We start from the raw sequence: 23,278 nt of genomic DNA, 5'->3' as shown, positions 1-23,278 counted from the left end.
TAACCACATACCGCAGCACGATATTGGTTGGCAAACAGCGCAACAATCCCAACTAAAGGTGAAGGTGATAACCCATTAGGGTGAATTGCTCACCCCTGCGCACACTAATTGTATTCTATTGCGTAGCGAATCAACTCGGCTTTGTTGCGCAATCCGAGCCGGCGCATGAGGTTACGGCGATGACTTTTGACGGTTTCTGGTGAAATGAACAAGCGTTGTCCAATCTCCTTTGCCGTGAGTCCCTGGGCTAGCAGTCCAAGCACCTCACGTTGACGCGCGCTCAGGTGTGGCGCTTCTGGCGCGTGATACTCATGGCGCTCCTCCGCGGGCCTGTTCAAGGTGTCTATCAAGGTCGCAACACGAGACAACAGGCTGACTCCCTCGGTGGCATTCGGCCTGAGCGCCATGATGTCTCGCGCCACCGACACCACCCCGACGTCCTTGCCAGTGTGATCTTGCACCCGTGCCAGGCGAATCTGGCGATAGCGCAGCTCACCGCTCGCGGGAAAGCGCACGATCTCCTCAACTGTTTCGATCTCTTCTCCGCGCAGGACGCGCAGTGGCGGCGCCTGCTCCAGCGGACGCGGACTGCCATCGGCATTGAAAATCTCAAGGGTACTGGCCAGACTTTCCACAGTCACTGGCTGCTTTGGTTCCAGAGCAAATCTCTGCGAAGCCGCCGGGTTAAACAGGGTGAAGCGTCCTTCCAGATCGGTAAACCAGACCTCGTCCGGTATGCTGGCGAGTATCGTCGACAACTGGTCGCATTCCTCGCGCAAGGCTGATTCAGAATCGTCCTTTGTGTTCATCGGCTTTCCGCTAGTCTTTAAGCAACGCAATCGCCTCGTTTAATTGCGCATCAAAAAAATCACTGGCGCGCTTCGATCTCCGCGACAGCTGCCTTGGCAGCTGCTTCATGTTCGCCAAACACGGAATTCAGCACACGGACGTCACCCGGGCCGCCGATCTTGGCCAGTGCTTCGATGGACTCCTCAGTTCGCTCCCGGGTCATGATTGCCATGCTGAGTCGGCTGCGGACGTCCTGTCGGTCGTCACCGGCCGCGGCCATTATCAGCGCTGCCTCGAGCGAGCGAGGCGTGTAGTATTCATCCAGCGCCTCAAGCGCATTCTCCAGGGTGACAGGCTCGGGCGCGGTGGAAACGGTGTCTGTCAATGCGTTCGCGCTTATCTCTTGGGCGGCTACGGCGGCGGCACGAACCCCAGGCAAAGGATCCTTCTCAGCTCGTTCGCGAAGCGCCGCGTTTTGATCACCTTCAAACCGCAGGGCCCGCGCCGCGGCGAGCCCAGTATCCAATAAGGCGCCTATCTTCTTCGCGCTTGTCACACGGCCGGATTCGCGCGCGCTCCAAGTGAAATCCTCAAGCGCCCAGCCGGCTTCAGTCGCGGCAATGACCGCGGACCGGGCCTCGGCATCGAGATGCGCGAGCAAGCTAGCCGGATTGCCCTCGAGAAAAACGGCCTCGTCAAAGGCCGCATCACCGGTGACCAGCGATTTTGCCCCCTTCATGCCGGCAATGACTTTCTGTCGCAGGCCTGCAGCGACAATTCGGCCAGTCGGCTGATCGGGCGCGCGAATTTCGAAATCCGTGAAGTACTTGATATCGCCAGCCAATCTTTCGCTTGTCGTTCCGACGACAATGTCAATGTCCTCGATGCGACCGCGTAACTGGTGTTTGCGCCCCTTCTGGTGCACTTGGAGCCCCAACTCCGAGGCCACCTCGGCCATCGCATCGCCGCTGGCATCGATTTTCCAATGCGTCACCCAAGAACCCAGCCCAATGGCGACGATCACGGCGATGCTGAGCAGGACGATGCGCCGCACGCTAGCCAAGGACTTCACATTCGATTTCCGCTCACCCATGCTAACCTCCAATGGTCTTGGCGCCAGTGGCGTCGAAAATTTCGATTACGATTAGGATATTGCAACCCACCCCGAGTTACAATTCGGCAAAGTCAGCAGGCACTTGGGGAGCTGGACGGACAGCAATCCTTCAAGCGTGTAACCGTAGCTTGGATCAAAGGGATTGGGATGCGTCAAGATCGGAGGATTCTACTCTGTGATCGCCATGCGGAGTTTCTCGGTGTCGATGGGCTTACTGAGGTAATCATCCATGCCAGCGGCGATGCATCTTTCGCGATCCCCTGCAAATGCATGCGCGGTAAGGGCGATGATGCGAACTGGCGAGCGCTGCTGTTCTTTTTCTTGACTGCGGATGTGTCGCGTCGCCGCGAGTCCGTCCATGTCCGGCATCCGTACATCCATCAGCACTAGATCAAAGGATTGCTCGGTTAACCTGTCAATGGCCTCGCGTCCATTCATTGCGGTGCAGACAAGATGGCCCCATTGGTGGAGCGCCATGACCAGAACCTTGATGCTGGCCTGATCATCATCGACCACCAACACGCGCAATGACCTGGTGGAAGAATGCTCGGGACGGACAAGCGCGGGCGCCGCGGGGGTGTCGTTCGTGGTCTCGAGGGAGAACACAGCGACAGGGATGTCGAAGCAGATCTGGGTACCATGGCCTGGCTCGCTCTCGATGCTGACCTGCCCGTCCATCAGAGCGGCCAACCGCTTGACGATCGCCAAACCCAGGCCGGTGCCCTGAAAGCGGCGCCGCGATGAACTATCCACTTGGGTGAAGGGTTTGAACAATTCACCGAGCATTTCCGCCGGGATACCGATGCCAGTATCGCTCACGGAGAATCTCAGACGGACATGCTCGTGATCCATCTGTTCCAGTACCGACACCTCAATTCGCACTTCTCCCTGGTCCGTGAATTTAACGGCGTTGCCCACCAGGTTGAACAGCACCTGATGCAATCGTGTCGCGTCGCCGATCACGGCGGTCGGGGTTGCCGGAGCGATGTGGGAATGGAGCAGCAGATCCTTGGACCGGGTTTGGTGAGCAAAGCTGGCGATCACCGTGCGCAGCAAGGATTCGAGGGCGAGGGGTTCGGGATGAATCGAGAGTTTTCCAGCCTCGATCTTGGACAGATCGAGGACATCATTGATAATCCTGAGCAGGCTTTGCGACGACTCCATGGCGATGTCAATGCATTCGGCCATGGTCGGTTCCGGGTCGAGTTCCCGCATGAGCTGGAGCATGCCTTGGACGCCATTCAAGGGGGTGCGAATCTCGTGACTCATGTTGGCGAGAAATTCGGACTTGGCGCGGTCGGCGGACTCGGCCTGTTCCTTGGCTTTCAGCAAGGCTTCGTGGGCCTGCTTCAACGGTGTCAGATCCATGGTCTGGGTGACCGAGTAGAGGAACTCCCCGCCAGCGTTTCTCACCTTGGAAACCACCAGCATTCCCCAGCGAACCTGGCCATTCTTGGTGAGGTAGCGGGCATCGCAATCATAGCCGTCGAGATCCTGCTCGACATAGCGCAGATAGCGCTGAACGCATTGCTCTCGGTCCAGAGGGTGGGTGATGTCCAGAATGGAGGCATCGAGAAGCTCTTGGCGGCTGTGGCCGTACATCCGACAAGCCGCGTCGTTGACATCCAGAAAGCGTCCATCCGTGGCAACCAGGGCCATGGCAACCTGACTGTTGCGGTAGGCAAGGGTGAACCGTGCCTCGCTTTCCCAGCGAGCGTTCTCGGCCAGTTTGAGGTCTGTGATATCCAGCATGGACCCATAAAGGCGGATCACCCGCCCGTCTGCGTCCCGCTCGGCAATACCATTGACTTTGAGCCAGCGCTCGCGCCCATCCGGCGTCGTGCGCCGCAACTCGAGTTGGTAGGGCGTCCCATCATCCAGCACCCGTGTCACGGCTTGGTGTAATGTCTGGGCGTCCTCTGGATGGTAGAGCGCGAGCTGGCCTTGATAGTTTGGCGGCGGCTGATTCGGCTCCAAGCCGAAAATGTGGTAGAGATTCTCCGACCAGGTGACGGTGTCGGTTGCCGGGTCCCAGTCCCAGTCACCCAAGCCGCCAAGCCGTTGCGCTTCCTTAAGGCGTTGCTCAGAGCGCTTCGAGGCGTTTTCTTGATGCTTGTGGTCAGTGTTTTTTTCAAAAACACCCACGAGCTTCACCATCTGTGGTGATTCGCGAACTTGGTGAGCTTCCACTGTTTGGCGCGCCTCCAGCACGGAAATGCATAGCTGAATCGGGATCCATCAATAGGGGCTCGTCTAGCTCCAAGGGTCTAGCTCCAAGGGGCTGTCGCCATCGGCTAAGAGAATCCCGGCTTTGATGCCACGGACCATTCCCGCATCGTCGATAAATAAGAAATTCCCGATCAAAAAATGGTGCTCGAACGACGAGGCAACACCGGGGTAATGCTACTCCCAAGCTGTTACGATTTGCAGCAACGAGAGGGTGTGTTCCAGTCGTTGCTCGGGCCAAGCCGCTCAAAAAGACGGGGAGATTCTAGTAACGGCGTCTCGGATGGACCGCGCCGGCTCTTCGAGTATGTTCGAATCGTGTGTAGCGGCATTGTTCCCGCTGGGCTAAATTTCACCCTTCATGCGCAGGCAAATACTCTTTTTCTAACTGCATTGTCTTTGCTTACCAATTGGAATAAAAAGGGAATAAAAAGGTACCAGGATTAAAATCTTCTGTCACCCAAGCGATGATCGAACAAACTAAAGTCCGCCATGCCGGAGTCGTCTTGGACACGCTAATCTAAGCATTGAAACGGGCCGCACTAGCCAGCGAAGAAACAATGAACACCGCACCAATGGGATTTGTTTGAGTAAGATGAGGGTGAATCATGGCAGCTTTCTTTGCCGTGCAGCCGAACGGTCGTCATCTAATGAAGGTCGCCGATCTCTGGTCGCATGGCACGCAGCCTCACCGCGTCTTGACCGACATTCCGGTTCTCGTTAGTCTCTCAAAGCAGTTCGACTTGCACGCACAGGGTCGCTCAGAGTTCTTAATCCCTCATAAAGTATACAAAAAGAGGCCGAATTTTGCGAAACACGATGGGAGAATTCGCGAACCGGATCCGCGACTACTACGAGGACCCTCTCGCCCCGCTGGCAAAACAGTTCATGTTCCGACGTCCACCCACTGTGGGCGAGTTGCGGCGGCCGCCACAGGTCTTACTATTGGGCAATCACTCATCGGGAAAGTCCACTTTTGTCAATCATCTCCTGGGCGACGATGTTCAGAAGACTGGGGTTGCACCCACGGATGACGGGTTCACCATCATCACTCACGGCTCGACCGCGACCGAGCGAGATGGACCTGCTGTCGTGAGCAATCCTGATTTGCCCTATGAGGGACTCCGGCAATTTGGCGACCAATTGGTCTCGCATGTGCGGCTAAAACTGCGCCCCGCCGAACTCTTGCAAACCGTGACGCTGATCGACAGCCCGGGCATGATCGACGAGGCCAAAGCCGAGAACGGCCGTGGTTTTGACTTCCCCGGCGTGGTGCGTTGGTTCGCAGAACGTGCCGACCTTGTGATGGTCTTTTTTGATCCTGATAAGCCCGGAACGACGGGCGAAACGCTTCAAGTCTTCCGCGAGTCCTTGGCCGGCATCGACCATAAAATGTTGATCATCTTGAACAAGGTGGATCAGTTCCAGAGCTTGCACGACTTCGCGCGGGCCTATGGGGCGCTCTGCTGGAACCTGGGAAAGGTGATCCCGCGCAAAGACTTGCCGATGATCTATAACACCTTTGTACCCCTGGCCGACAAGCCGAAGTCGCGCCTGCCGATGGAGGACTTCGAGAAGGCGCGCAACGACCTGATCGCTGAGTTACGCCGTGCCCCGACCCGGCGGATGGACAACCAGATCACACAGCTACAGGCCTATGCCGAGCGGCTCCGGCTGCACGCCATGGTGATCGACAGGGCTGCCGAAAAGTTCAAATCCATCCGCGCGCGCTGGCGAGGTTTCTTGTTGCTGCTCTTCGGCGCACTGGGCGCTGCCGCCTTTGGCACCGGCATGGTTGTGGCCTTGCCAGCGGTTGCAGTGACCGCTGTCCTGGCTTTCGTAGTCATTGAGTACATGAGTCTCCCGCGGACCCAAAGGCGCCTGATTGCTCGCTTCGACCAGATTTTTGAAACACTCCATGATCAAGAGTTGCTGGTGCGCGAACGAGCGGAGGACTTGCGCATGATGTGGGAAGATATCAGCCCACGCGCCCGCGAGATTGCTGAAAAAAGCGGCCTCCAGTCATTCGAGAAGATGAGTTGGCACAAGCGTGAGCATCTTGAGGAAGTGACGGGCGAGTTGATCCCGCGGCTAAGGAGCAGACTCTACAACGCCATGCGTAATAGCGAGGCACCCGCACCCGCTTTGGAGCAGGATCGGCCGACGATGTTCCCTGCATCAGCATCAGAGCCGCTCCATCCGCGGCTGGGCGAAGGTATTAGACCCACGAAACCTAAGCGTAAAACGTTCTTCTGAGCTGAGAAGGCGCACCGGGTTGGGTTGGGTCGATGGTCGTGTCGGGTTCCAAAAGGATCACTTCGCGGGTGTCGGTCAGCGCAACTCGGAGGCGGATCCCATCATCGCAACGTCATCCAATGTAATAAGTTTGGCTACTTTAGTTGAGCTCTTCCCTAAGAGATTTTTTCCTTTCGCGCCTGCGACGTCAAACAATGCCGGCCCGCGCTGAAGCCCGGGCCTCGGGCGTCCGGCCTTTGGTCTTCGCCGTCGCGGTTATCTCGACGAGCTTTTTCTTGTTTCTTCTGATGGCCAAAACCCTAAGCCCGGGCGGGCTTGATGGGCTGGATTGGGCGCTGCTGGTCTGTTTCGTTTTCACGCTGCCTTGGACGGCCATTGGCTTTTGGAACGCGGCCATTGGCCTGTGGCTGATGCGCTTCTCTCGCGATCCGGTGGCCAGGGTGTTTCCCCTAGACCAAGGCTGGAACAGGACGGTCGATCAGAAGGTCGCCATTCTGAGCTGCATCCGCAATGAGGATGCGGCGACCGTATTCCGCAACCTCGACCGCATGGTGGCCGGGCTGGTCGAACGCGGGGTGGCGGATGGTTTCGCGGTCCATCTGCTGAGCGACTCGACCTGGGCGGAATGGATCGCCGAGGAGGAAGGCTTGATGGCGAGCTTCCGCGATCGCTGGGGATCTGCCTTGTCCCTGAGCTATCGGCGACGGCGCGACAACCCGGGCTTCAAGGCTGGCAACATCGGCGAGTTCATGGAGCGCCGCGGGGCGGATTACGACCTGGCCTTGGTGCTCGATGCCGACAGCCTGATGGACCCGGACACCCTGCTGCGCATGGTGCGCATCATGCAGGCCAATCCTGGTCTCGGCATTTTGCAAAGCTTGGTGGTAGGGCTGCCATCCGCCAGCGCCTTCGCGCGGGTGTTTCAGTTCGGCATGCGATTCGGGATGCGCTCCTACACCCTGGGCAGTGCCTGGTGGCAGGGCGATTGTGGCCCTTACTGGGGACACAATGCACTGCTGCGGGTGCGTCCCTTCATCGCGCATTGCCGGCTTGCGCCCATTCCCGGTCGCGGGCCGCTGTCCGGCTGGGTGCTGAGCCACGATCAGATCGAGGCGGTGCTGATGCGTCGTGCCGGGTATCAGGTGCGCGTGCTGCCGGAAGAGACCGGCAGCCATGAGGAGAATCCCACCACCCTGTTGGAGTATATCCGCCGCGATCTGCGCTGGTGCCAGGGGAATCTCCAGTATCTGAGGCTGCTCTGGATGCCCGGTCTTCATGTCATCAGCCGGGTGCAGTTGGTCTTGGCCATCCTGATGTTCGTCGGCTCGCCATTCTGGGTGCTGCTGATGGTGATCGCGGCGTCCCGGGCCTTTTTCGCCTCCGGATCCGCCCTGTTCGATCCCGGCTACGGCATGCCGCTGTTGTTCATCATCCTGACCATGGTGTTCGCGCCCAAGCTCGCCTCGGTGATCGACGTGCTGGTCGATGCGCACAGAAGGCGCGCTTTTGGCGGCGCCTCTCGGGTGATCGGCGGCGCCCTTGGCGAGGCGGTTTTCAGCACCTTGCTGGCACCCGTGTTGGCCATTGCTCACACGGTCTTCATCGGCGGCTTGCTGGCGGGTAAGAAGCTGGTGTGGGAGCCGCAGCGGCGGGCGACGCATCGGGTGCCGGTGGCCTTGGCCTGGCGACGACTCTGGCCGCAAAGCCTGCTCGGATTGGCGGCGACCCTGGCCCTGATCACCCACGGCGGCCTGACGGTGGCGCTCTTGTCGCCCTTTTTCATCGGCGCCCTGCTGGCCGTGCCGATCGCGGTGCTGAGCGCCGATCCGCGCCTCGGGCGCTGGGTGACGCGACGGGGTTTGTGGACGATTCCCGAGGAATTGATGCCAAGTCCCTTCCTGGCCTCTCTGCATCTCGAGGCGCTGGAGAGCGATCGGGCGCGGATGGCGGGCGCGGCGGGGAGGTCTTAGCACAGGTGGCGCTGGAGAATCCTATCGCCACGGCCTTCTGGGTGAACGCGCCGGGTCGCGGAGAGCTGCGCGAGGAACGTCTGCCGCCGCTGGCCGCGGGCGCTGTGCGAATACGCACCCTGTTCAGCGGCATTAGCCGTGGGACCGAGGGCTTGGTGTTTCGCGGCGAGATTCCGGAGAGCGAATTCGAGCGCATGCGCGCGCCCTTCCAAGCCGGGCGTTTTCCGGCGCCGGTCAAATATGGCTACTGCAATGTCGGGCGCGTCGAGGCGGGACCGGACGACTTGATCGGCTCCCCGGTCTTCTGTCTCTTTCCCCATCAAACGGTGTTTCAGGTGCCCCTCGACTGGGTGCATCCCCTGCCTGCTGGTCTGGCGCCCGAGCGCGCCGTGCTGGCGGCGAACACGGAAACCGCGATCAACGCACTCTGGGACGCGGCCGCCCGGGTTGGTGACCGCATCGCGGTGGTTGGCGGCGGCGTTCTTGGCAGTCTCTGTGCTTGGTTGGCGGGACAGATCCCGGGCGCCGAGGTCGAGTTGATCGATCTCGATCCGCGGCGTGCCGCCATTGCCGTCGCGCTCGGTGTTGCCTATCGCCATCCGGACCAAGCCAGCGCGGAGGCCGATCTGGTCATTCATGCGAGCGGTTCGCCCGCGGGTTTGGCGCGCGCGCTGGAACTGGCCGGCTTCGAGGCGCGGGTGATCGAACTCAGCTGGTTTGGCACCCGCACTGTGCCGCTTGCGCTTGGCCAGGGCTTTCATCAGCGTCGCTTGCGCTTGATCTCCTCCCAAGTCGGGAGCGTCGCGGACGCCCAGCGGGCGCGCTGGGATCACCGCCGCCGCATGGCGCTCGCCCTGGCACTGCTCAAAGACCCGGTGCTGGATTGCCTGATCAGCGCCGAGAGCCCGTTCGCCGAGCTGCCCGAGGTGCAGGCGCGGCTCGCCCAGGATCCGCAAGGCGCGCTGATGCATCGCATCCGCTATCCGCTCGCGCAGACGGCGCGCTGATGCATCGGTGATAATCTTAAATCTCAAGCGGGCAGGTGAAACTCAATCGGGGGACGACGATGTACGGGATTCGCGTTCGTGATCAGATGATGATCGCTCATAGCTTCGAGGGGGAGGTGTTCGGCCCCGCGCAACGGCTGCATGGCGCCACCTATGTCGTGGACTTGGATTTTCGCCGCGAGGCGTTGGACGAATCCAACCTGGTGGTCGACATCGGCCTCGCCAGCGCGGCCTTGCGCGCGGTGCTGGACGAGCTCGACTACCGCAATCTGGACGAAGTGCCTCGGTTCGCCGGTCAGAACACGACCACGGAATTCCTGGCCCGCTCCATTTTCGATGCCATGGCGCGGCGCATCGCCGACGGCGAGCTTGGCGCGGCCGCGGCGGGCCTGACCAGCCTCCGGGTCGAGCTGGCCGAATCCCATCGCGCCTGGGGCTTTTTCGAGGCGGCATTGCCTCACGCGACGTGACACGGACGCTGTGGTTTCTGATTCCCGGCGACTTGAACACAGCAAGCGGCGGCTATGCCTATGACCGGCGCATCGCGTCCGGTCTTGCCGAGCTCGGCTGGAAGCTGGAAGTCCGCCGTCTCGACGACAGCTTTCCCAACCCCTCGGATTGCGCCCTGGAGCATGCCCGGCGGACCTTGGCGGCGATCCCCGAACAAGCCATGGTGCTGATCGACGGCTTGGCTTTGGGCGCGATGCCGGAGCCGGCGCGAGAGCATGGCCAGCGCCTGCGCTTGGTCGCCCTGGTGCATCACCCGCTCGCGGATGAAACCGGGCTCGACCCGGCACGCCAGGCCGAACTGCGGCACAGCGAGGCGCGCGCGCTGGCCTGGGTGCGCGGCATCATCCTGACCAGTGAATTCACGGCGCAACGCCTAGTCCGCTATCAGGTGCCACGGGAGCGGCTGCGGGTGGTCGAGCCCGGCGTCGACCAAGGCTTCCAACGCCTTGGCGCCCGAACCGATCCGACCGATCATGTTGGCAAGGCCCCGGTCTCCCTGCTCTGCGTCGCGAGCCTCATCGAGCGCAAAGGTCATGACCTGCTGCTGCAAGCCCTGTCCGAGCTTCGCCACCTGCGCTGGCAGTTGACCTGCATCGGTGATGTGACGCGCGATCCGACCTGGACGGCGCGCATCCTCGCGCTGCGCGAGGACTTGGGCCTCGGCGAGCGGGTGCACTTGACCGGCACCTTGCCTGCAGCGGAAGTCGAACAATATTACCGACAGGCCAATGTCGCGGTGCTGGCGACCCGCTTTGAAGGCTATGGCATGGTGATTGCCGAAGCACTGGCGCATGGCTTGCCGATGGTCGTGACGCGCGGGGGCGCCGCCGCCGAAACCCTCCCCGACACGGCGGGCTTGAAGGTGCCGGTCGAGGATGTCGCCGCCTTGCGCGACGCGTTGCGGACCCTGATCCTCGACTCCAGCCTGCGCGCCCGTCTTGCCGAGGGCGCCCGGCGTGCCGCGCTCGGCCTGCCAAATTGGCGCCAGTCAGCGCTCGCCTTTGCCCAGGCGCTGGAGCATTTCGGGCAGCATCCGGCGCCGCTTGACGCGCCGACGGCGCCGGTGGAACCCGCCCATGCCTGAGGAGACCGAGCGCTTCGCGACGGATTGGCTGAGCCTGCGCGAGCCGGTCGACCATCGCTCGCGATCGGCGCCCGTCCTGGCGGCGGTCACTCGCTGGGCCGCCGGCCGCGATCAGCTGCCGGTGGTCGATCTCGGTTGTGGGTCTGGCTCCAATCTGCGCTATCTTCTTCCGCGGCTGCCGGGTCTCCAGCACTGGGTTTGTATCGATCAGGATGCGGAGCTGCTCGAGCGGCTGGTCGCCACGGCACCCGATTCGTCACGGCTCGCGGGACTGAGCACCCGCTTGGGCTCGCTGCGGGCTTTAGACGCGCTTGCCGACATCGAAGCCTCGACCCTGGTGAGCGCCAGCGCGCTACTGGATCTGGTATCCGCGGCCTGGCTAGCAGACCTGGTGGCCTTGTGTCGGCGCAAAGGCGCCGCGCTCTTGGTCGCGACCACCTATGACGGACACGTCGACCTGCATCCCAAGCACCCCGATGACGACTGGATGATGACGGAATTCAACACCGATCAGCGCCGAGACAAGGGCCTGGGGCCGGCGCTCGGGCCGGATGCGGCACGCACACTCCGGCAGTTCGGCGAAGCACAGGGGTTCCGCCTGCATCAGGGCCGGTCGGATTGGCGATTGGACCGCACTGACCGCGCTCTCGCCGCGCATCTGATCGCGGGCTGGGCGGAGGCGGTCGAGCGACGACGGCCGAGCGAGAGCGCGCGCATCCAGGCATGGCATGGTCGGCGTCAGGCCGCTCTCGCCGCCGGCGAGTTGCTGATCCGCGTCGGCCACCAGGATCTGTTTCTTCAGCCGCAGTAGAGTCGCGCATGTTCGAGCTCGATCAAGTCACCAAGCACTATGGTGCAACCCTGGCCCTGGACGCCGTCAGTCTGCGGCTTGCGCGCGGGCGGACCACGGCGCTGATCGGGCCATCTGGCTGTGGCAAATCCACGCTGTTACGCACCCTGATTGGCTTGATCGAGCCCGATGCGGGACAGGTGCGCTTCGATGGCCAAGGCCTTGAGCGCAAGACGATGCGTTCCCAGCGCCAGCGCATGGGCTATGTGATTCAGCAGGGCGGCCTGTTTCCGCATCTGACGGCACAAGAGAACGTCGCGCTCATGGCCCGCTACTTGAATTGGCCCCCGGCGCGGATCGACACCCGGCTGACCGAGCTGCTGGAGCTGACGCATTTCCCGCGCGTGGCCTTGGCACGCTATCCCGGTGAGCTGTCCGGCGGCCAGAATCAGCGCCTGGGACTGATGCGCGCCTTGATGCTGGACCCGGAGGTTTTGTTGCTCGACGAGCCGCTCGGCGCCCTGGATCCCATGATCCGCTTCGACCTGCAGGAGGAACTCAAAGAGATCTTCGCGACCCTGGGCAAGACAGTCGTTCTGGTGACCCACGACCTGCCCGAGGCGGCCTTCCTAGCCGACAGCATCGTGCTGATGCGCGCTGGCCGCATCGTGCAGAGCGGAACCCTGGCCGATATGCTGAACCAGCCCGCCGAGCCCTTCGTCGAACGTTTCGTGCGCGCGCAGCGCAGTCATCTCGCATGAAGGTCCGAGCACGGATTTCTCCCATGCCGGGCCGCGCGCGACGAGTTGCACCAGCAGCCCGGCCAAGCGGCGTGACCGGGCGCTGCGCGCGGCTCGGCTGGCGGCTGGTCTTGGTCGTTCTGGTGCTCGGTTTGCTCGGCGCATGCAGCCGCCCGGATGACGAGATCCTAATCGGCAGCAAGAAGTTCACCGAGGGGATCATTCTTGGCGAGGTGCTGCAGGGGCTGGTCGCCGAGGCCGGTCTGCCGGTGCGGCACCGGCGGGCGCTCGGCGGCACCCGCATTGTCTTCAATGCGCTCGTCAATGGTGAGATTGATGCCTATGTCGACTACACCGGGACGCTGCTGCACGAGATACTGCCGGAGGAGGGCGCCAATCTGGGACAAAGCCCGAGCCAAAGCCCGAGCCAAAGCCTGGAGGCGCGGCTGGCCGCCCGGGGCATCCGCCTGGCCGGCTCGCTCGGATATCAGAACAACTATGCCCTTGGCATGCCGGAAGCGCGGGCGGCATCGCTTGGCATCGCGCGCATTTCGGATCTGTTGGATCACCCCGAGCTGCGGTTTCGCTTTGGCAACGAGTTCATGGACCGTGCCGATGGTTGGGCGGGGCTAAGATCCTTCTACGGACTGCCGCAGACCGATGTCCGGGGGCTGGAGCATGAGCTGGCCTACCGCGCGCTCGCAAGCGGCGAGGCGGACCTGACCGATCTTTACACCACCGACGCCGAGATTGCCCATTACCAGCTGCGTCCGCTGCGTGATGATCGCGACTGGTTCACCCAGTACGACGCGGTCTTGCTTTATCGCGCCGACCTGGCGCGGCGCTCGCCGGATGCCGTGGTCGCGCTTCAACGAGCCCTGGGGCTGATCGACGCCGCGCGCATGACGGCGATGAATGCCGCCGTTCAACTTGAGGGCCGCTCCGAGCAGCAGGTGGCCGGCGAGCTGTTGCGCAAGCGCTTGGGGGTCGAGACGCAGACCCATACCCGGAGTCTCGCCAGCCGCCTCGCGCAACGCACACTTGAGCATGTCACCCTGGTCGGGGTGTCCCTGTTCGCGGCCGTGCTGGTTGCCATCCCGCTGGGCCTCGCCGCCGCGCACCGACCGCGCCTCGGTCAGCTGCTGCTGGCCACTGTCGGTATCGCGCAGACCATTCCGGCGCTGGCCTTGCTGGTGTTGATGATCCCCTTCTTCGGCATCGGCGCCGGCCCGGCTCTGGTGGCCTTGTTCCTCTATAGCCTGTTGCCGATCGTGCGCAACACCCACGCCGGGATCAACGGCATTCCCACCGCCATGATCGAGTCCGCCGACGCACTCGGGCTGCCGCCGAGCGCGCGCCTACGCTTGGTCGAGATCCCGCTGGCGCTGCCAACCATCCTCGCCGGCATCAAGACCGCCGCGGTCATCAATGTTGGCGCCGCCACCCTCGGCGCCCTGATCGGCGCCGGCGGCTATGGCCAACCCATTCTGGCCGGCATCCGCCTCGACGACCTGGGGTTGATTCTCGAAGGCGCGCTGCCGGCCGCGGCGCTCGCGGTGCTGGTGCAATGGCTGTTCGAGCGCGCCGAGCACGCCGCGCTGCCGCGCGGCATTCGCGGGCTGGGGCGGAATGCGAACGGCTGAACTGCCTGACCTGGCTCTCCGGGTGACCTGGGTCCGCGGATGACAGCGCTCAGGCAATCCGCTCCAGACCGCTCGGCGGTTGATCGGCGCGACCCTCGCGCGGATGGCGCATGTCCAGGTCGTAGAGGATGTCGCGCCCCATGCGATAGAGGCGACACGGCGGGCAGATGGCGTTGCGCAGCAGGTCGCTGGTCGGTGGCGACAGGCCGGCGCGCCCGCCGCCAATCAAAAGTGGCGCGATGGCGACCTGCAAGCGATCGACCAGACCGGCGGCGACAAAGGCCGACACGGTGGCGCCGCCGCCCTCGATGAACAGGCGGCGCAGGCCAAGCTCGGCGACTGTGTTGACCAGGACGCTCAGATCCAGCCGACCATCGCGGGTCGGGACGCCGAGCAGCCGCCCTCGCTTGGGGACCGGGCCGGGCGCCGCAAGCCGGCTGTGGTCACAGATCAGCCAGGTGTCCGCGGCATCGTCGGTGAAGACGCGCAGATCCGCGCGCAGCCGACGGCGGCGGTCAAGAATGATGCGAACGGCATTGTCACCCTTCACCATCCGTGTGGTGAGTTGGGGGTCATCGCAGGCGGCGGTCTCGGTGCCCACCAGCACGGCGTCGGAGAGCGCGCGCATGCGGTGCAGGTGGCGCAGGTTCTCATCCCCGGTGACATAACAGGAGTCCCCGCAGGCGGTGGCGACGCAGCTGTCGATGCTTTGCCCGAGGTGGGCGAAGACCAGGCGACCCTTGGTCATGGGTTGGCACAGTGGTAGATAGAGTTCAGCCAGGGAGCGTGCCGGATCCGCGGGCGGCGCTGACGTCAGTCGCCAGCCGTCGCGCGGTGACCATTCGATGGCGGCCTCCTCTGGCCCCGCCGACACCCGCTCGAGTGCGGGCGCGGGTCCATCGCGCAGTGCGAAACGGCCCTGGATCCCGGGATCGAGCGCGCCCGAGCGAACCAACCGCGAGGCGCCGAGAATCAGCGCCCACAGCCTCCGCGCCGACTCGGTGTCAGTGCTCGCGTCCATGCTCAAGGCGTCGCCGGCTGTGCGCTGGACAATGGCCGCAAGGGGCCAAAGCGCTCATCGAGGATGCGCCAGGAGACCGGCAACCATGGGGTCATGTAAGCCATCCCGGTAGACGCAACCCGCTCGCAACCATCGCGTGGCAGCAGGATCGCGATCGGGGCGAGGGTATCGCTTCCGCGCTGTCTGAAATCGGGGCGGAAGAGCAAGGCATTCATGGGTGCATTCCACTCGTCGATCATCGCCATCCATGGCCATTGCAGCGCAAAGGGTGACTGACGACCGTGCTGAATACAAGGCGCGCCAGGTTCACTGACGACATTCTGCAGCCCGCGGGTCGCGGTCCACCAGGCCGCGCTCTTGACCAGCATCAGCGCGGCGATGGCCATCAAGGCGATCCGCAACACCGGCGTCCAGTGGGACAGGAGCGCTTGCGGATGTGATGCGGGGCGTCGCGCTCGGGCCGGGCTGTGCAGCGCGGCGATCAACATCAGCAGCAGTTGCGCGGGGAAGGTAATGCCGGACTTCAGCCGCCAGCCCTGTCCCCAGATCAACTCGTGGCCGAGGAGGATGGCGGCGACGATCAGCACACCGGCAACAGCCGTTGGCGCGAAACTGAACACAGGCAGCGGGCCTTTCAGCCAGGCAAGCGCGATGCCCAGGCCGACCACGACGACGCCAAACAGCATCAGATGCTGCCCGGGCGTCTGCGTCAGCAGATACCAGAGCGCGCCGTCCCCGGCGAGGTGGGATTGTTCATAGCCGCTCAGCCCGCGCAGGCTCCACAGCAGCCGCGGCAAGGCGCAGGCGGCGAGCCAGGCGGACAGCCATCGATCCCGAATGGTCAGCTCGACGACGACGGCCAGCATCAGACAGGCCAGCAGCGCGACCGGATGCAGGGTCAGGATCAGGGGCGGGGCCAGCCACGGGAGCCACCTGACGGCGCGTTTTTCTCCGTACAGGCTGAGCGCGAGGACCAGCGGCCAGATCAGATAGAGGATGGCGAGCAGTTCCGAGACCGCAGAGGCATTGATCTGATTGAGCAGCGCGCCGCTTGCCGGGAGCACCATCAACCCGGGAGCGCGGGAGCGGACGATCAACCAGCAGGCCAGCAGCGACAGCACCGGAAGCAGCAGATAGCCGAGCGAGAACGCCAGCCTCAGGGCATCGAGGCTGGCGCCGAATCGCAGCAGCAGCCAAGCCGGCAGTTGCGGGATGACGGCGGCCAGACGTCCGTCCGAGACATAGGGCAGGCCATCGACGATGATGCGGAACAGATAATGACCGCCGTCGGCATACAAGGGCAAGCCGACCCAGGCGGCGATCAGATAGGCCGCCGCGACCAGCGCCAGCAGGCCGTCGATCGCGCGCGGCGCCAGCCCGGCCGCATCCATGGCTGAAGGCCGGAACCTTAAGTCCATCGGCGATTCAGTCGCGCTTGGCGAACAACGCCATGCGGTGCATCACCCCGTCGCGCCAGAGGAGCCAATGCAGCAGCGCGGCGCCGGCGTGAACCAGGATCAAAGCGATCAGCACGAAGCCGATCAGCGCGTGGAGCTCGAACAAGGCCTTGCTGAGTTCCGGGTTCCTGTCGATCAAGCCGGGCAATGTCCAATTGAAGAACTCGACCGGATACCCACCGGCCGCGGTCGCGAGCCAGCCAACAACCGGCATGGCGATCAACAACCCATAGAACGCCCAATGACTGACGCGGCTTGCGATGCGCTGCCAGCCCGGCAATGCGCGGGCGTAATCTGGCGCGCCCAGCGCGACACGCAGCCCCAGTCGCGCGATCATCAACCCCAGAACCAGCACACCAAAGGTCTTATGGGTTTTGTACATCAAATTGGTCACATCATTGCCGAAACGCTCGACCAGCCCCTCATAGCCGAGCGTCCCAATCACCAAACCGGCCATCAGCAACAGGATCACGAAGAGAGCGATCAGCCAATGCAGCAGGCGCTGGATCAGGGCATAGGGTCGGCCGTTCACCGACGGGTCGTGGGTCTCCGCGGACATCAGAATATCTCCCTCGTTTAAGCTATGATCGCCAAATATCGATTCTCAACGCTCTCATCAAGGAGACTGGTGGCTGCGTGAACAGGTCCCTCTGCCGCTATACCGGGCGCGACGAGTCGGGCGCGGGATGAGGCACCAGCAATTCGTAATCGACCAGCGCCCAGAGCGTCCGGCCGTGGCAACGGACCAGCCGGCCCGGCTCCACAGCCGGGCGGACGATGACATGGCGCGCCTTGTGATCGATCACGTCCCAGCCGAAACCCCGCAGCTCTTGCCGTGCCTTCTGGTAGAGCGCGCGCAGCTCGCTGATGGTGAGATACGCCTGCTGACAGGCCGTCTCGGCGTCGACCCCGTCGATCCAGCGATAGATCAGGACGTAGATCCGCTCCCAGAAATAAACCACTCGGGCATCCTCGGGCTGCTCGGCCTGATCCTCGGCGAGCACGCGATCATACCACCAGCGGCGGTGATCAATGCGCCCGAGTTGCCAGCCGAGGTAGCGGGTTGCCGGCGAGTAGATCGCCAGCGGCGCCTTGGTCGGAATCCGCACGCCGGCGCGCGCGCGCAACCGCTCCAGGTTGCCAAATTCCTGGAAAGGGGACAAAAACTCACTCGCCGCGATCCGATCACGCTCGGCCCAACCCAGCGGCTCGTTCGGGTCGATCGAAACCAGGGCATCCTGGGCGAAGCGGCTGAACTTCACCACCAGCGCAAACCCGGGTCGCGTCCGATGGGGGACTGGCATCCGGTAGACGGCGCCGGTCGCCCCGGCGAGCTGGCGCCCGATCTTGCTCAGACGGTCGCCGACGAACCACTGCGACGGGAGGATCGACTCCAGCACCGGCCATCCGTGGCGGGTGACATAGAGATCGCCCGAGCCTTTGCCGCGCAGGTGCAGGTAGTCAACCCCGAGGACGCGCCGCCTCAGGCGCGCGGGTGCGTCGTCGAAGGAGCGCGGCTGGTGCCGATGCGGCAGGAAACCGAACGGCTCCAACCCAATGTCCCCGCGTCCTCCGGTTCCAGACATGACGGTTAGCCGTTCAGGCTGACTTGTTTCACGCTCATCGCATCCTTGGTGCACAGGGTGATGCAGATGCCGCATCCCTTGCAACGCTTCTGGTCCACGGTTACCTTGTCTCTGTCCTCGCAATAGGTGGTAACCTGCAGATCATCCTTGTAGGCGGCCATGCCCAGGATATGCGCCGCGGTGACGACACCCTGACCGCCCAGGCCGGACATGCGAATGGAAATTTTCTCAGCCATGTCTGCTTGCCTCCTCGAGCGCGCTCAAGTAACTCCGGGCGTCGTCGGAGATGTATTCGGACTGCTTGAAGTGCTTCTCCTTTTCCCGGGTCTTGATCGACACCAAGGTGTCCGAGGGCTTGGTCTTGAAGTTGGTGGGACAGGGACTGAGCAGCTGCACATAGGTGGATCCGACCTCGCGGGCGATCAGGATGGCGCGTCGCACCATCTTGCCCAGCTTGCCCGGGCGCGACGGGGAGGTCGCGGCCACATAGGCGCAGCCGGAGGCTTCGGCCACCCGGGGCAGATCGGCTTTGGGGAACACCTTGCCCTTGGGCACCATGTTCATCACAGTCCCTTCCATGCTCATGCCGCTCTCCTGACCGCCGGTGTTGGCGTAGGCCTCGTTGTCGAGCATGATGGTCGCGATCTTCTCGCGCCGGAACCAGGACTGCATGACCATGTCCAGGCCGATGTCGGCAGTGGCGCCGTCGCCGGCAACCACGACCACATCCTTCACCTGGTCCGGAAAACGCAGGCTCAGCGCGCGCTTGATGCCGCTCGCCACGGCGTTCTGGTTGCCGAACAGCAAGTGGACGTTGTGCAGGCCGACCTGCGGAAACACCAGGGCGCTGCAGCCGGTGGAGCCAACGATCACCGTATCCTCGGGGCTCGGCAGCGAGCCGAGCACCAGCCGCAGCGACAGCGCCAGCCCGCAGCCGGCGCACAGCGGATGCTCCTCGATCAGTTCCTTGTACTTGCCCAGATCAGTGACCTTGTAGTCTTTCCCGTACGGGCCGTTCTCCACCAGTTCCTTGTATTCCTGGGGCATCACGTCCTCGAACGCGGGCGAGATGCTGACGATGCGCGTACTCACTGGAGCACCCTCCTGATTTCATCGACGATGAGATGGGCTGGCATGGTCATGCCGCCATAGACCCGGGGAGCGCCAACCACCTGCCGGGGGGGCGTCCACCACGGCCTTGATCTCCTTGGCCAGCCAGCCCGCCCGGTTGAACTCGGGCACGATAACGGCGCGTTTTCCAGCATGGTATCCGGCTGGATCGTCAGCGGACTGTTGATGCCGCGGGTCAAGAAGGCACAGACAATGGGCAGTCGCGAGCCGGCCCACACCGGGAACATCTCGAACGCCCGCATAGTGCCGGGGCCGCCGGTGGCGGTGAAGACGCGCACGCCGGCCACCGAGGACATGACCGCGAACTCGTTTTCGCCGCGGAAATACTCTTTCACATAGCCTTCGGCAAAGAGGTCGCCGACCAGGTGCATGCTCTCTGACTGCGGCGTGATGGGATAAGAGATGGCCATATCCACATTTGCCTTCCTGATCGTCTCGCGGATAGCTTCACTGCCGCTCAGGAAGTGCTTTTTCTTTTCCGCCTCGAAAAACGGGTACTCGGGGCTTCTTACTTGCTGCTGCCGCATCTCAGTCCTCCGCCTTTAACCGCTTGACCGCCGCCGTCAGCGCCTGCAAATCGGCCAAGTTGAAACCCCGCAGGGAGATCATGGCATCCTCGTGGCCGGCTTCCGCGCACAGGGCAATGGTGGCGCAATCGGTGCCGCCGCGAATGATCTTCAAGGCGACATCGGCATAGTGGCAATGCACGCCGATGAACACGCAGACATCGATCTTGTTATGCCAGATGGTCAGGTTCGGATGGTTAGGGTTGACCTCGATCTCCGGGTTGATCATCGGGTACCTGGGCCGATCATCCGGCATCGGGATGATTTTCACACCCAGGGTGTCGGCCAAATCTTTTAGCGCCCGCGCCTATTCCGCGATCCCATCCTTCCAGTTCCAGAGAATGAGCGGACCGGGGAAGAAGGTCGGTTTTTTGGCGCGTATTAGTCGCATCGCGGCCTCTTCCAACGCGCGTGCGGTCGGAACCCGCGCACCTTCGACGAGACCTTCACCCAGCTCCGGCAGTTCGACGCCCATCAAGGCGGCGGCCGGTGGCAGAAATCCTTCTGGTCCCGGAACCACTTTGTATTGCCGTGGAAACATGTCAACCTCCGATTCGATTGTCTTCATGTGTCTTGATTCGCTTAAGGCGCGCCAGAACGCGGCCAGACGAGGAAGGGCTAGAAATAAACCTTGCGGAAAGTAAAGTATATTCGTATTCTTCTGCTGAATTGTTCGGGGGAAACTGACAATCGCGAGAGCGCCGGGCTTTGAACTACAAGCAGTTGTTTTACTTTTGGAATGTGGCGACCCTGGGGGGCGTGTATCGGGCAGCCGAAAGACTGAATCTCACACCACAGACCATCAGCGGCCAGATCAGCGAGCTGCAAAAGAGCCTGGAAGTCGACCTCTTCCGCCGCGTCGGCCGCAAGCTGGAACTCACCCAGGCCGGTCAATTGACCTTGGCCCAGGCGGAAAAGATCTTCCAGTTGGGTGAAGAGCTAGAGATGAGTCTGCGCAACTTCCCCATCGAAAACGAGTTGTTGTTTGAAGTGGGCGTGATGGACGCCGTTCCCAAATCCATGGCCTACCGGCTGTTGCAACCGGCTTTTGAGATCGACCGGCCCATGCGCCTGATCTGCCACGAAGACAAACCAGACAACCTGTTCGCGGAGCTGGCCATCCGCAGGCTCGACCTCCTGATCGCCGACCGTCCTCTTCCACGCGAACTTGGCATTCGCGGCTTCAACCACGAATTGGGAACGAGCAGCGTGACCTTTTGCGCGTGCGAATCGCTCGCGCGCCAGTACGCGTCAGGATTTCCGGAGTCGCTTGACGGAGCCCATTTGCTGTTGCCACGCAAAGGCGCCACACTCAGAGGGGCCGTCACCAACTGGCTAGCAAAAGCGGGTATCCATCCGCGCATTGTTGGCGAGTTCGACGACACCGTACTGATGAAGGCCTTCGGACAGGCTGGCCTTGGCGTGTTCCCGGTGCCGACGGTCATTGCCGAGGAGGTGATGAACGCCTTTGCCGTGCGGAGCCTTGGATGCGCGAACGACGCGACGGTCAAATACTTCGCCATCGCGCGCGAACGCGAGCCCAAGCACCCGGCGGTGGTCGCTGTAAATCACAAAGCCCCCAACACCTTTGCGCCGGCGAAGTGCGACTGATGCCATCGCATTTTGCGCATTTTGGCGCGGGTCGGCACGGTCGCAGCTGGGTTGTTTTCGCGGTATGACGCATCCATGCAGCGCTTGACAGTCAAACATTTTGGATCGGATCTTGCCGGCGGGGTGACCACCTCCATCCTGTCGCTGCCACTGGCGCTTGCGTTCGGCGTGGCTTCCGGGGCCGGTCCACAGGCAGGCCTGTACGGCGCCGTCTGCGTCGGGTTGTTCGCGGCGCTGTTCGGAGGCTCCACCCGCCTGATTTCCGAGCCGACCGGTCCCATGACCGTAGTCATGACCGCGGTCATCACCAGCCTGATGGCCCGCCATCCCGAGCACGGTATGGCCATGGCCTTCACGGTAGTCATGGTGGCTGGGGCGTTCCAGATGCTGATCGGGTTCATGAAACTGGGGCGTTTCATCACCCTGATGCCCTACGCGGTCATCTCCGGTTTCATGTCCGGCATTGGCATCATCCTGATCCTGATGCAACTCCCGCCCATGCTGGGACAGGCGGCGCCTCCCGGCGGCGCACTGGCTACGCTTGATGCCCTTCCCGGGCTGATCCAGGAGCTTGACGCGACGGAACTCCTGCTCGGCGGGCTGGCCTTTTGCTTCCTGCTGCTGTTCCCGGTTCGGTGGCGTCGCTTCTGCCCGCCGCAACTCCTGGTCCTGCTGATCGGCACCGCCGTTGTCATCTTCTTCACAATGCCGGGCAGCCTGCGCACCATTGGCGAGATTCCCATGGGGCTGCCCAGTCTCATGCTGCCGTCTTTCACCCCTGAGGAAGTCACCCGGATTCTCCTTGACGGCATCGTCCTCGGCACCCTGGGCGCCATCGATACCCTGCTGACCGCCATGATCGCGGACAGCCTGACCCGGGAACAGCACGACAGCAACCGCGAGCTGGTTGGCCAGGGCCTCGGCAACATCCTGTCCGGTCTGCTCGGCGGATTACCCGGCGCCGGTGCCACCATGGGGACCGTGGCGAATATCCAGACCGGCGCCAAGACCATCCTGGCCGGTGTGATCCGCGCCCTGCTGCTGCTTGTCGTCGTCCTGTGGGCGGCGCCGCTGCTCGCGGATGTGCCCATGGCAATCCTGTCGGCCATTGCCATGAAGGTGGGCATCGACATCCTCGACTGGAGCTTCCTGAAGCGGGTGCACCGGGTTTCAAGAACCAGTACCATCCTCATGTACAGCGTCATGCTGCTGACGGTCTTCTTCGACCTGATCGTCGCCGTCGGCTTCGGTGTCTTCCTAGCCAACCTCCTCACCATCCAGAAGCTGTCGGAACTGCCGGCGCACAAGGTCAAAGCCATCTCCATCCTGGATGACGGCATCGAGATCAGCGACGAAGACCGCGTCTTGCTGGAGACCGCGGACGGCCAAATCCTGCTGTTCCAACTCAGTGGCCCGATGATTTTTGGGGTTGCCAAGGCCATCTCCCGCGAACACGCCGCCATCGCCAACGCCAAGGTGCTGATTCTCGACATGACGGATGTACCGCTCATGGGCACCTCGGTCTCGCTGGTCATTGAGACTATGGCCTATGATGTCATCGCGGCGGGGGGGCAGGTGATGGTCGCGGGCGCCGGCGAACCGGCCAAGAAGCGCCTGCGGAACTTGAAGGTGTTCGATCGCGAAGAGGTATTGGATTACCCGGATCGTCACACGGCCGTTCAAGCCGCCATGGATGTTTTACGAAAACGCGTGAGAAACAGCGCGTCAGATCGGAAAATGCTCGCGGCATGACGGTCTTCGCAACAATCACCAGATA

The 23,278-nt window shown here is 62.8% G+C and carries 20 protein-coding genes and 1 pseudogene; 10 read left to right on the top strand and 11 right to left on the bottom strand.

From position 1 onward, the window contains the following. Nucleotides 1-104 precede the first annotated feature (104 nt). The 3 genes from Thiowin_RS09505 to Thiowin_RS09495 form a co-directional block, all read right to left on the bottom strand. Nucleotides 105-809, bottom strand: a complete 705-nt coding sequence (locus Thiowin_RS09505) for a LuxR C-terminal-related transcriptional regulator (RefSeq protein WP_328987487.1) — start codon at nucleotides 807-809, stop codon at nucleotides 105-107. Between the two features lie 59 nt (nucleotides 810-868). Beyond that, on the bottom strand, nucleotides 869-1,882 hold the full coding sequence (locus Thiowin_RS09500; protein WP_328987486.1) for a hypothetical protein: 1,014 nt from the start codon (nucleotides 1,880-1,882) through the stop codon (nucleotides 869-871). Between the two features lie 189 nt (nucleotides 1,883-2,071). Continuing rightward, complete coding sequence (locus Thiowin_RS09495) at nucleotides 2,072-4,060, bottom strand: hybrid sensor histidine kinase/response regulator (protein ID WP_328987485.1); 1,989 nt, start codon at nucleotides 4,058-4,060, stop codon at nucleotides 2,072-2,074. Between the two features lie 876 nt (nucleotides 4,061-4,936). On the opposite strand from Thiowin_RS09495, the gene Thiowin_RS09490 reads away from it, so the two are divergent. The 8 genes from Thiowin_RS09490 to Thiowin_RS09455 all read left to right on the top strand — a co-directional run bounded on the left by Thiowin_RS09490 (nucleotide 4,937) and on the right by Thiowin_RS09455 (nucleotide 14,129). Further along, nucleotides 4,937-6,385: a dynamin family protein gene (locus Thiowin_RS09490; protein ID WP_328987484.1), complete on the top strand. Its 1,449-nt coding sequence runs from the start codon at nucleotides 4,937-4,939 to the stop codon at nucleotides 6,383-6,385. Between the two features lie 194 nt (nucleotides 6,386-6,579). Next, on the top strand, nucleotides 6,580-8,355 hold the full coding sequence (gene mdoH, locus Thiowin_RS09485; protein ID WP_328987483.1) for a glucans biosynthesis glucosyltransferase MdoH: 1,776 nt from the start codon (nucleotides 6,580-6,582) through the stop codon (nucleotides 8,353-8,355). Between the two features lie 11 nt (nucleotides 8,356-8,366). Next, nucleotides 8,367-9,362 (top strand): zinc-dependent alcohol dehydrogenase, encoded by a 996-nt coding sequence (locus tag Thiowin_RS09480; RefSeq protein WP_328988051.1) that lies wholly within the window; start codon nucleotides 8,367-8,369, stop codon nucleotides 9,360-9,362. 59 nt (nucleotides 9,363-9,421) lie between these two features. Next, entirely contained in the window at nucleotides 9,422-9,832 is a 411-nt protein-coding gene (locus Thiowin_RS09475; protein WP_328988050.1) for a 6-pyruvoyl trahydropterin synthase family protein, read from the top strand. A 32-nt stretch (nucleotides 9,833-9,864) separates the two neighbouring features. Further along, a complete protein-coding gene (locus tag Thiowin_RS09470; protein ID WP_328987482.1) occupies nucleotides 9,865-10,956 on the top strand; it encodes a glycosyltransferase family 4 protein in 1,092 nt (363 codons plus the stop codon). After that, nucleotides 10,949-11,767, top strand: coding sequence for a class I SAM-dependent methyltransferase (locus Thiowin_RS09465; RefSeq protein WP_328987481.1), 819 nt, complete (start codon nucleotides 10,949-10,951; stop codon nucleotides 11,765-11,767). The genes Thiowin_RS09470 and Thiowin_RS09465 overlap by 8 nt, the downstream gene beginning before the upstream one ends. Nucleotides 11,768-11,775: 8 nt before the next feature. Next, nucleotides 11,776-12,507 (top strand): ATP-binding cassette domain-containing protein, encoded by a 732-nt coding sequence (locus tag Thiowin_RS09460; RefSeq protein WP_328987480.1) that lies wholly within the window; start codon nucleotides 11,776-11,778, stop codon nucleotides 12,505-12,507. Nucleotides 12,508-12,530: 23 nt separating this feature from the next. Then, nucleotides 12,531-14,129 (top strand): ABC transporter permease/substrate-binding protein, encoded by a 1,599-nt coding sequence (locus tag Thiowin_RS09455; RefSeq protein WP_328987479.1) that lies wholly within the window; start codon nucleotides 12,531-12,533, stop codon nucleotides 14,127-14,129. A 49-nt stretch (nucleotides 14,130-14,178) separates the two neighbouring features. Here Thiowin_RS09455 and Thiowin_RS09450 read toward each other — a convergent pair whose 3' ends face one another. From Thiowin_RS09450 to Thiowin_RS09415, 8 genes and pseudogenes are all read right to left on the bottom strand, one after another. Continuing rightward, a complete protein-coding gene (locus tag Thiowin_RS09450; protein WP_328987478.1) occupies nucleotides 14,179-15,150 on the bottom strand; it encodes a RibD family protein in 972 nt (323 codons plus the stop codon). A 2-nt stretch (nucleotides 15,151-15,152) separates the two neighbouring features. After that, nucleotides 15,153-16,568 (bottom strand): hypothetical protein, encoded by a 1,416-nt coding sequence (locus tag Thiowin_RS09445; protein WP_328987477.1) that lies wholly within the window; start codon nucleotides 16,566-16,568, stop codon nucleotides 15,153-15,155. A gap of 7 nt (nucleotides 16,569-16,575) precedes the next feature. Then, nucleotides 16,576-17,166, bottom strand: a complete 591-nt coding sequence (locus Thiowin_RS09440) for a cytochrome b (protein WP_328987476.1) — start codon at nucleotides 17,164-17,166, stop codon at nucleotides 16,576-16,578. Between the two features lie 97 nt (nucleotides 17,167-17,263). Next, nucleotides 17,264-18,193, bottom strand: a complete 930-nt coding sequence (locus tag Thiowin_RS09435) for a hypothetical protein (RefSeq protein ID WP_328987475.1) — start codon at nucleotides 18,191-18,193, stop codon at nucleotides 17,264-17,266. Between the two features lie 5 nt (nucleotides 18,194-18,198). Next, the gene (locus tag Thiowin_RS09430) at nucleotides 18,199-18,429 is read right to left on the bottom strand and encodes a 4Fe-4S binding protein (RefSeq protein WP_328987474.1); all 231 of its coding nucleotides are present in this window, start codon (nucleotides 18,427-18,429) and stop codon (nucleotides 18,199-18,201) included. Beyond that, nucleotides 18,422-19,285: a thiamine pyrophosphate-dependent enzyme gene (locus tag Thiowin_RS09425; protein WP_328987473.1), complete on the bottom strand. Its 864-nt coding sequence runs from the start codon at nucleotides 19,283-19,285 to the stop codon at nucleotides 18,422-18,424. The genes Thiowin_RS09430 and Thiowin_RS09425 overlap by 8 nt, the downstream gene beginning before the upstream one ends. After that, entirely contained in the window at nucleotides 19,282-19,851 is a 570-nt protein-coding gene (locus tag Thiowin_RS09420; RefSeq protein WP_328987472.1) for a hypothetical protein, read from the bottom strand. Before Thiowin_RS09420 ends, Thiowin_RS09425 begins: the two co-directional genes overlap by 4 nt. Before the next feature lies 1 nt (nucleotide 19,852). Next, nucleotides 19,853-20,365 (bottom strand): annotated as a pseudogene (locus Thiowin_RS09415) (carbon monoxide dehydrogenase beta subunit family protein). A gap of 233 nt (nucleotides 20,366-20,598) precedes the next feature. Here Thiowin_RS09415 and Thiowin_RS09410 point away from each other — a divergent pair. Both Thiowin_RS09410 and Thiowin_RS09405 read left to right on the top strand, forming a co-directional pair. Beyond that, nucleotides 20,599-21,501: a LysR family transcriptional regulator gene (locus tag Thiowin_RS09410; protein ID WP_328987471.1), complete on the top strand. Its 903-nt coding sequence runs from the start codon at nucleotides 20,599-20,601 to the stop codon at nucleotides 21,499-21,501. Nucleotides 21,502-21,624: 123 nt separating this feature from the next. After that, nucleotides 21,625-23,253 (top strand): SulP family inorganic anion transporter, encoded by a 1,629-nt coding sequence (locus Thiowin_RS09405; protein WP_408034185.1) that lies wholly within the window; start codon nucleotides 21,625-21,627, stop codon nucleotides 23,251-23,253. The last annotated feature ends 25 nt before the right edge of the window (nucleotides 23,254-23,278 follow it).

The sequence above is a fragment of the Thiorhodovibrio winogradskyi genome (assembly GCF_036208045.1).
GTDB classification, from domain to species: Bacteria; Pseudomonadota; Gammaproteobacteria; order Chromatiales; family Chromatiaceae; genus Thiorhodovibrio; species Thiorhodovibrio winogradskyi.
The sequence above is the reverse complement of the archived record's forward strand: the minus strand, read 5'-3'. Positions and strand labels throughout refer to the sequence as shown.

Coding starts and splice junctions, on each gene's coding strand:
- Thiowin_RS09505 (WP_328987487.1), bottom strand. CDS start 809: ATGAACACAAAGGACGATTCTGAATCAGCCTTGCGCGAGGAATGCGAC.
- Thiowin_RS09500 (WP_328987486.1), bottom strand. CDS start 1,882: ATGGGTGAGCGGAAATCGAATGTGAAGTCCTTGGCTAGCGTGCGGCGC.
- Thiowin_RS09495 (WP_328987485.1), bottom strand. CDS start 4,060: ATGGTGAAGCTCGTGGGTGTTTTTGAAAAAAACACTGACCACAAGCAT.
- mdoH (WP_328987483.1), top strand. CDS start 6,580: ATGCCGGCCCGCGCTGAAGCCCGGGCCTCGGGCGTCCGGCCTTTGGTC.
- Thiowin_RS09475 (WP_328988050.1), top strand. CDS start 9,422: ATGTACGGGATTCGCGTTCGTGATCAGATGATGATCGCTCATAGCTTC.
- Thiowin_RS09465 (WP_328987481.1), top strand. CDS start 10,949: ATGCCTGAGGAGACCGAGCGCTTCGCGACGGATTGGCTGAGCCTGCGC.
- Thiowin_RS09460 (WP_328987480.1), top strand. CDS start 11,776: ATGTTCGAGCTCGATCAAGTCACCAAGCACTATGGTGCAACCCTGGCC.
- Thiowin_RS09455 (WP_328987479.1), top strand. CDS start 12,531: ATGCCGGGCCGCGCGCGACGAGTTGCACCAGCAGCCCGGCCAAGCGGC.
- Thiowin_RS09450 (WP_328987478.1), bottom strand. CDS start 15,150: ATGGACGCGAGCACTGACACCGAGTCGGCGCGGAGGCTGTGGGCGCTG.
- Thiowin_RS09445 (WP_328987477.1), bottom strand. CDS start 16,568: ATGGACTTAAGGTTCCGGCCTTCAGCCATGGATGCGGCCGGGCTGGCG.
- Thiowin_RS09440 (WP_328987476.1), bottom strand. CDS start 17,166: ATGTCCGCGGAGACCCACGACCCGTCGGTGAACGGCCGACCCTATGCC.
- Thiowin_RS09435 (WP_328987475.1), bottom strand. CDS start 18,193: ATGTCTGGAACCGGAGGACGCGGGGACATTGGGTTGGAGCCGTTCGGT.
- Thiowin_RS09430 (WP_328987474.1), bottom strand. CDS start 18,429: ATGGCTGAGAAAATTTCCATTCGCATGTCCGGCCTGGGCGGTCAGGGT.
- Thiowin_RS09420 (WP_328987472.1), bottom strand. CDS start 19,851: ATGCGGCAGCAGCAAGTAAGAAGCCCCGAGTACCCGTTTTTCGAGGCG.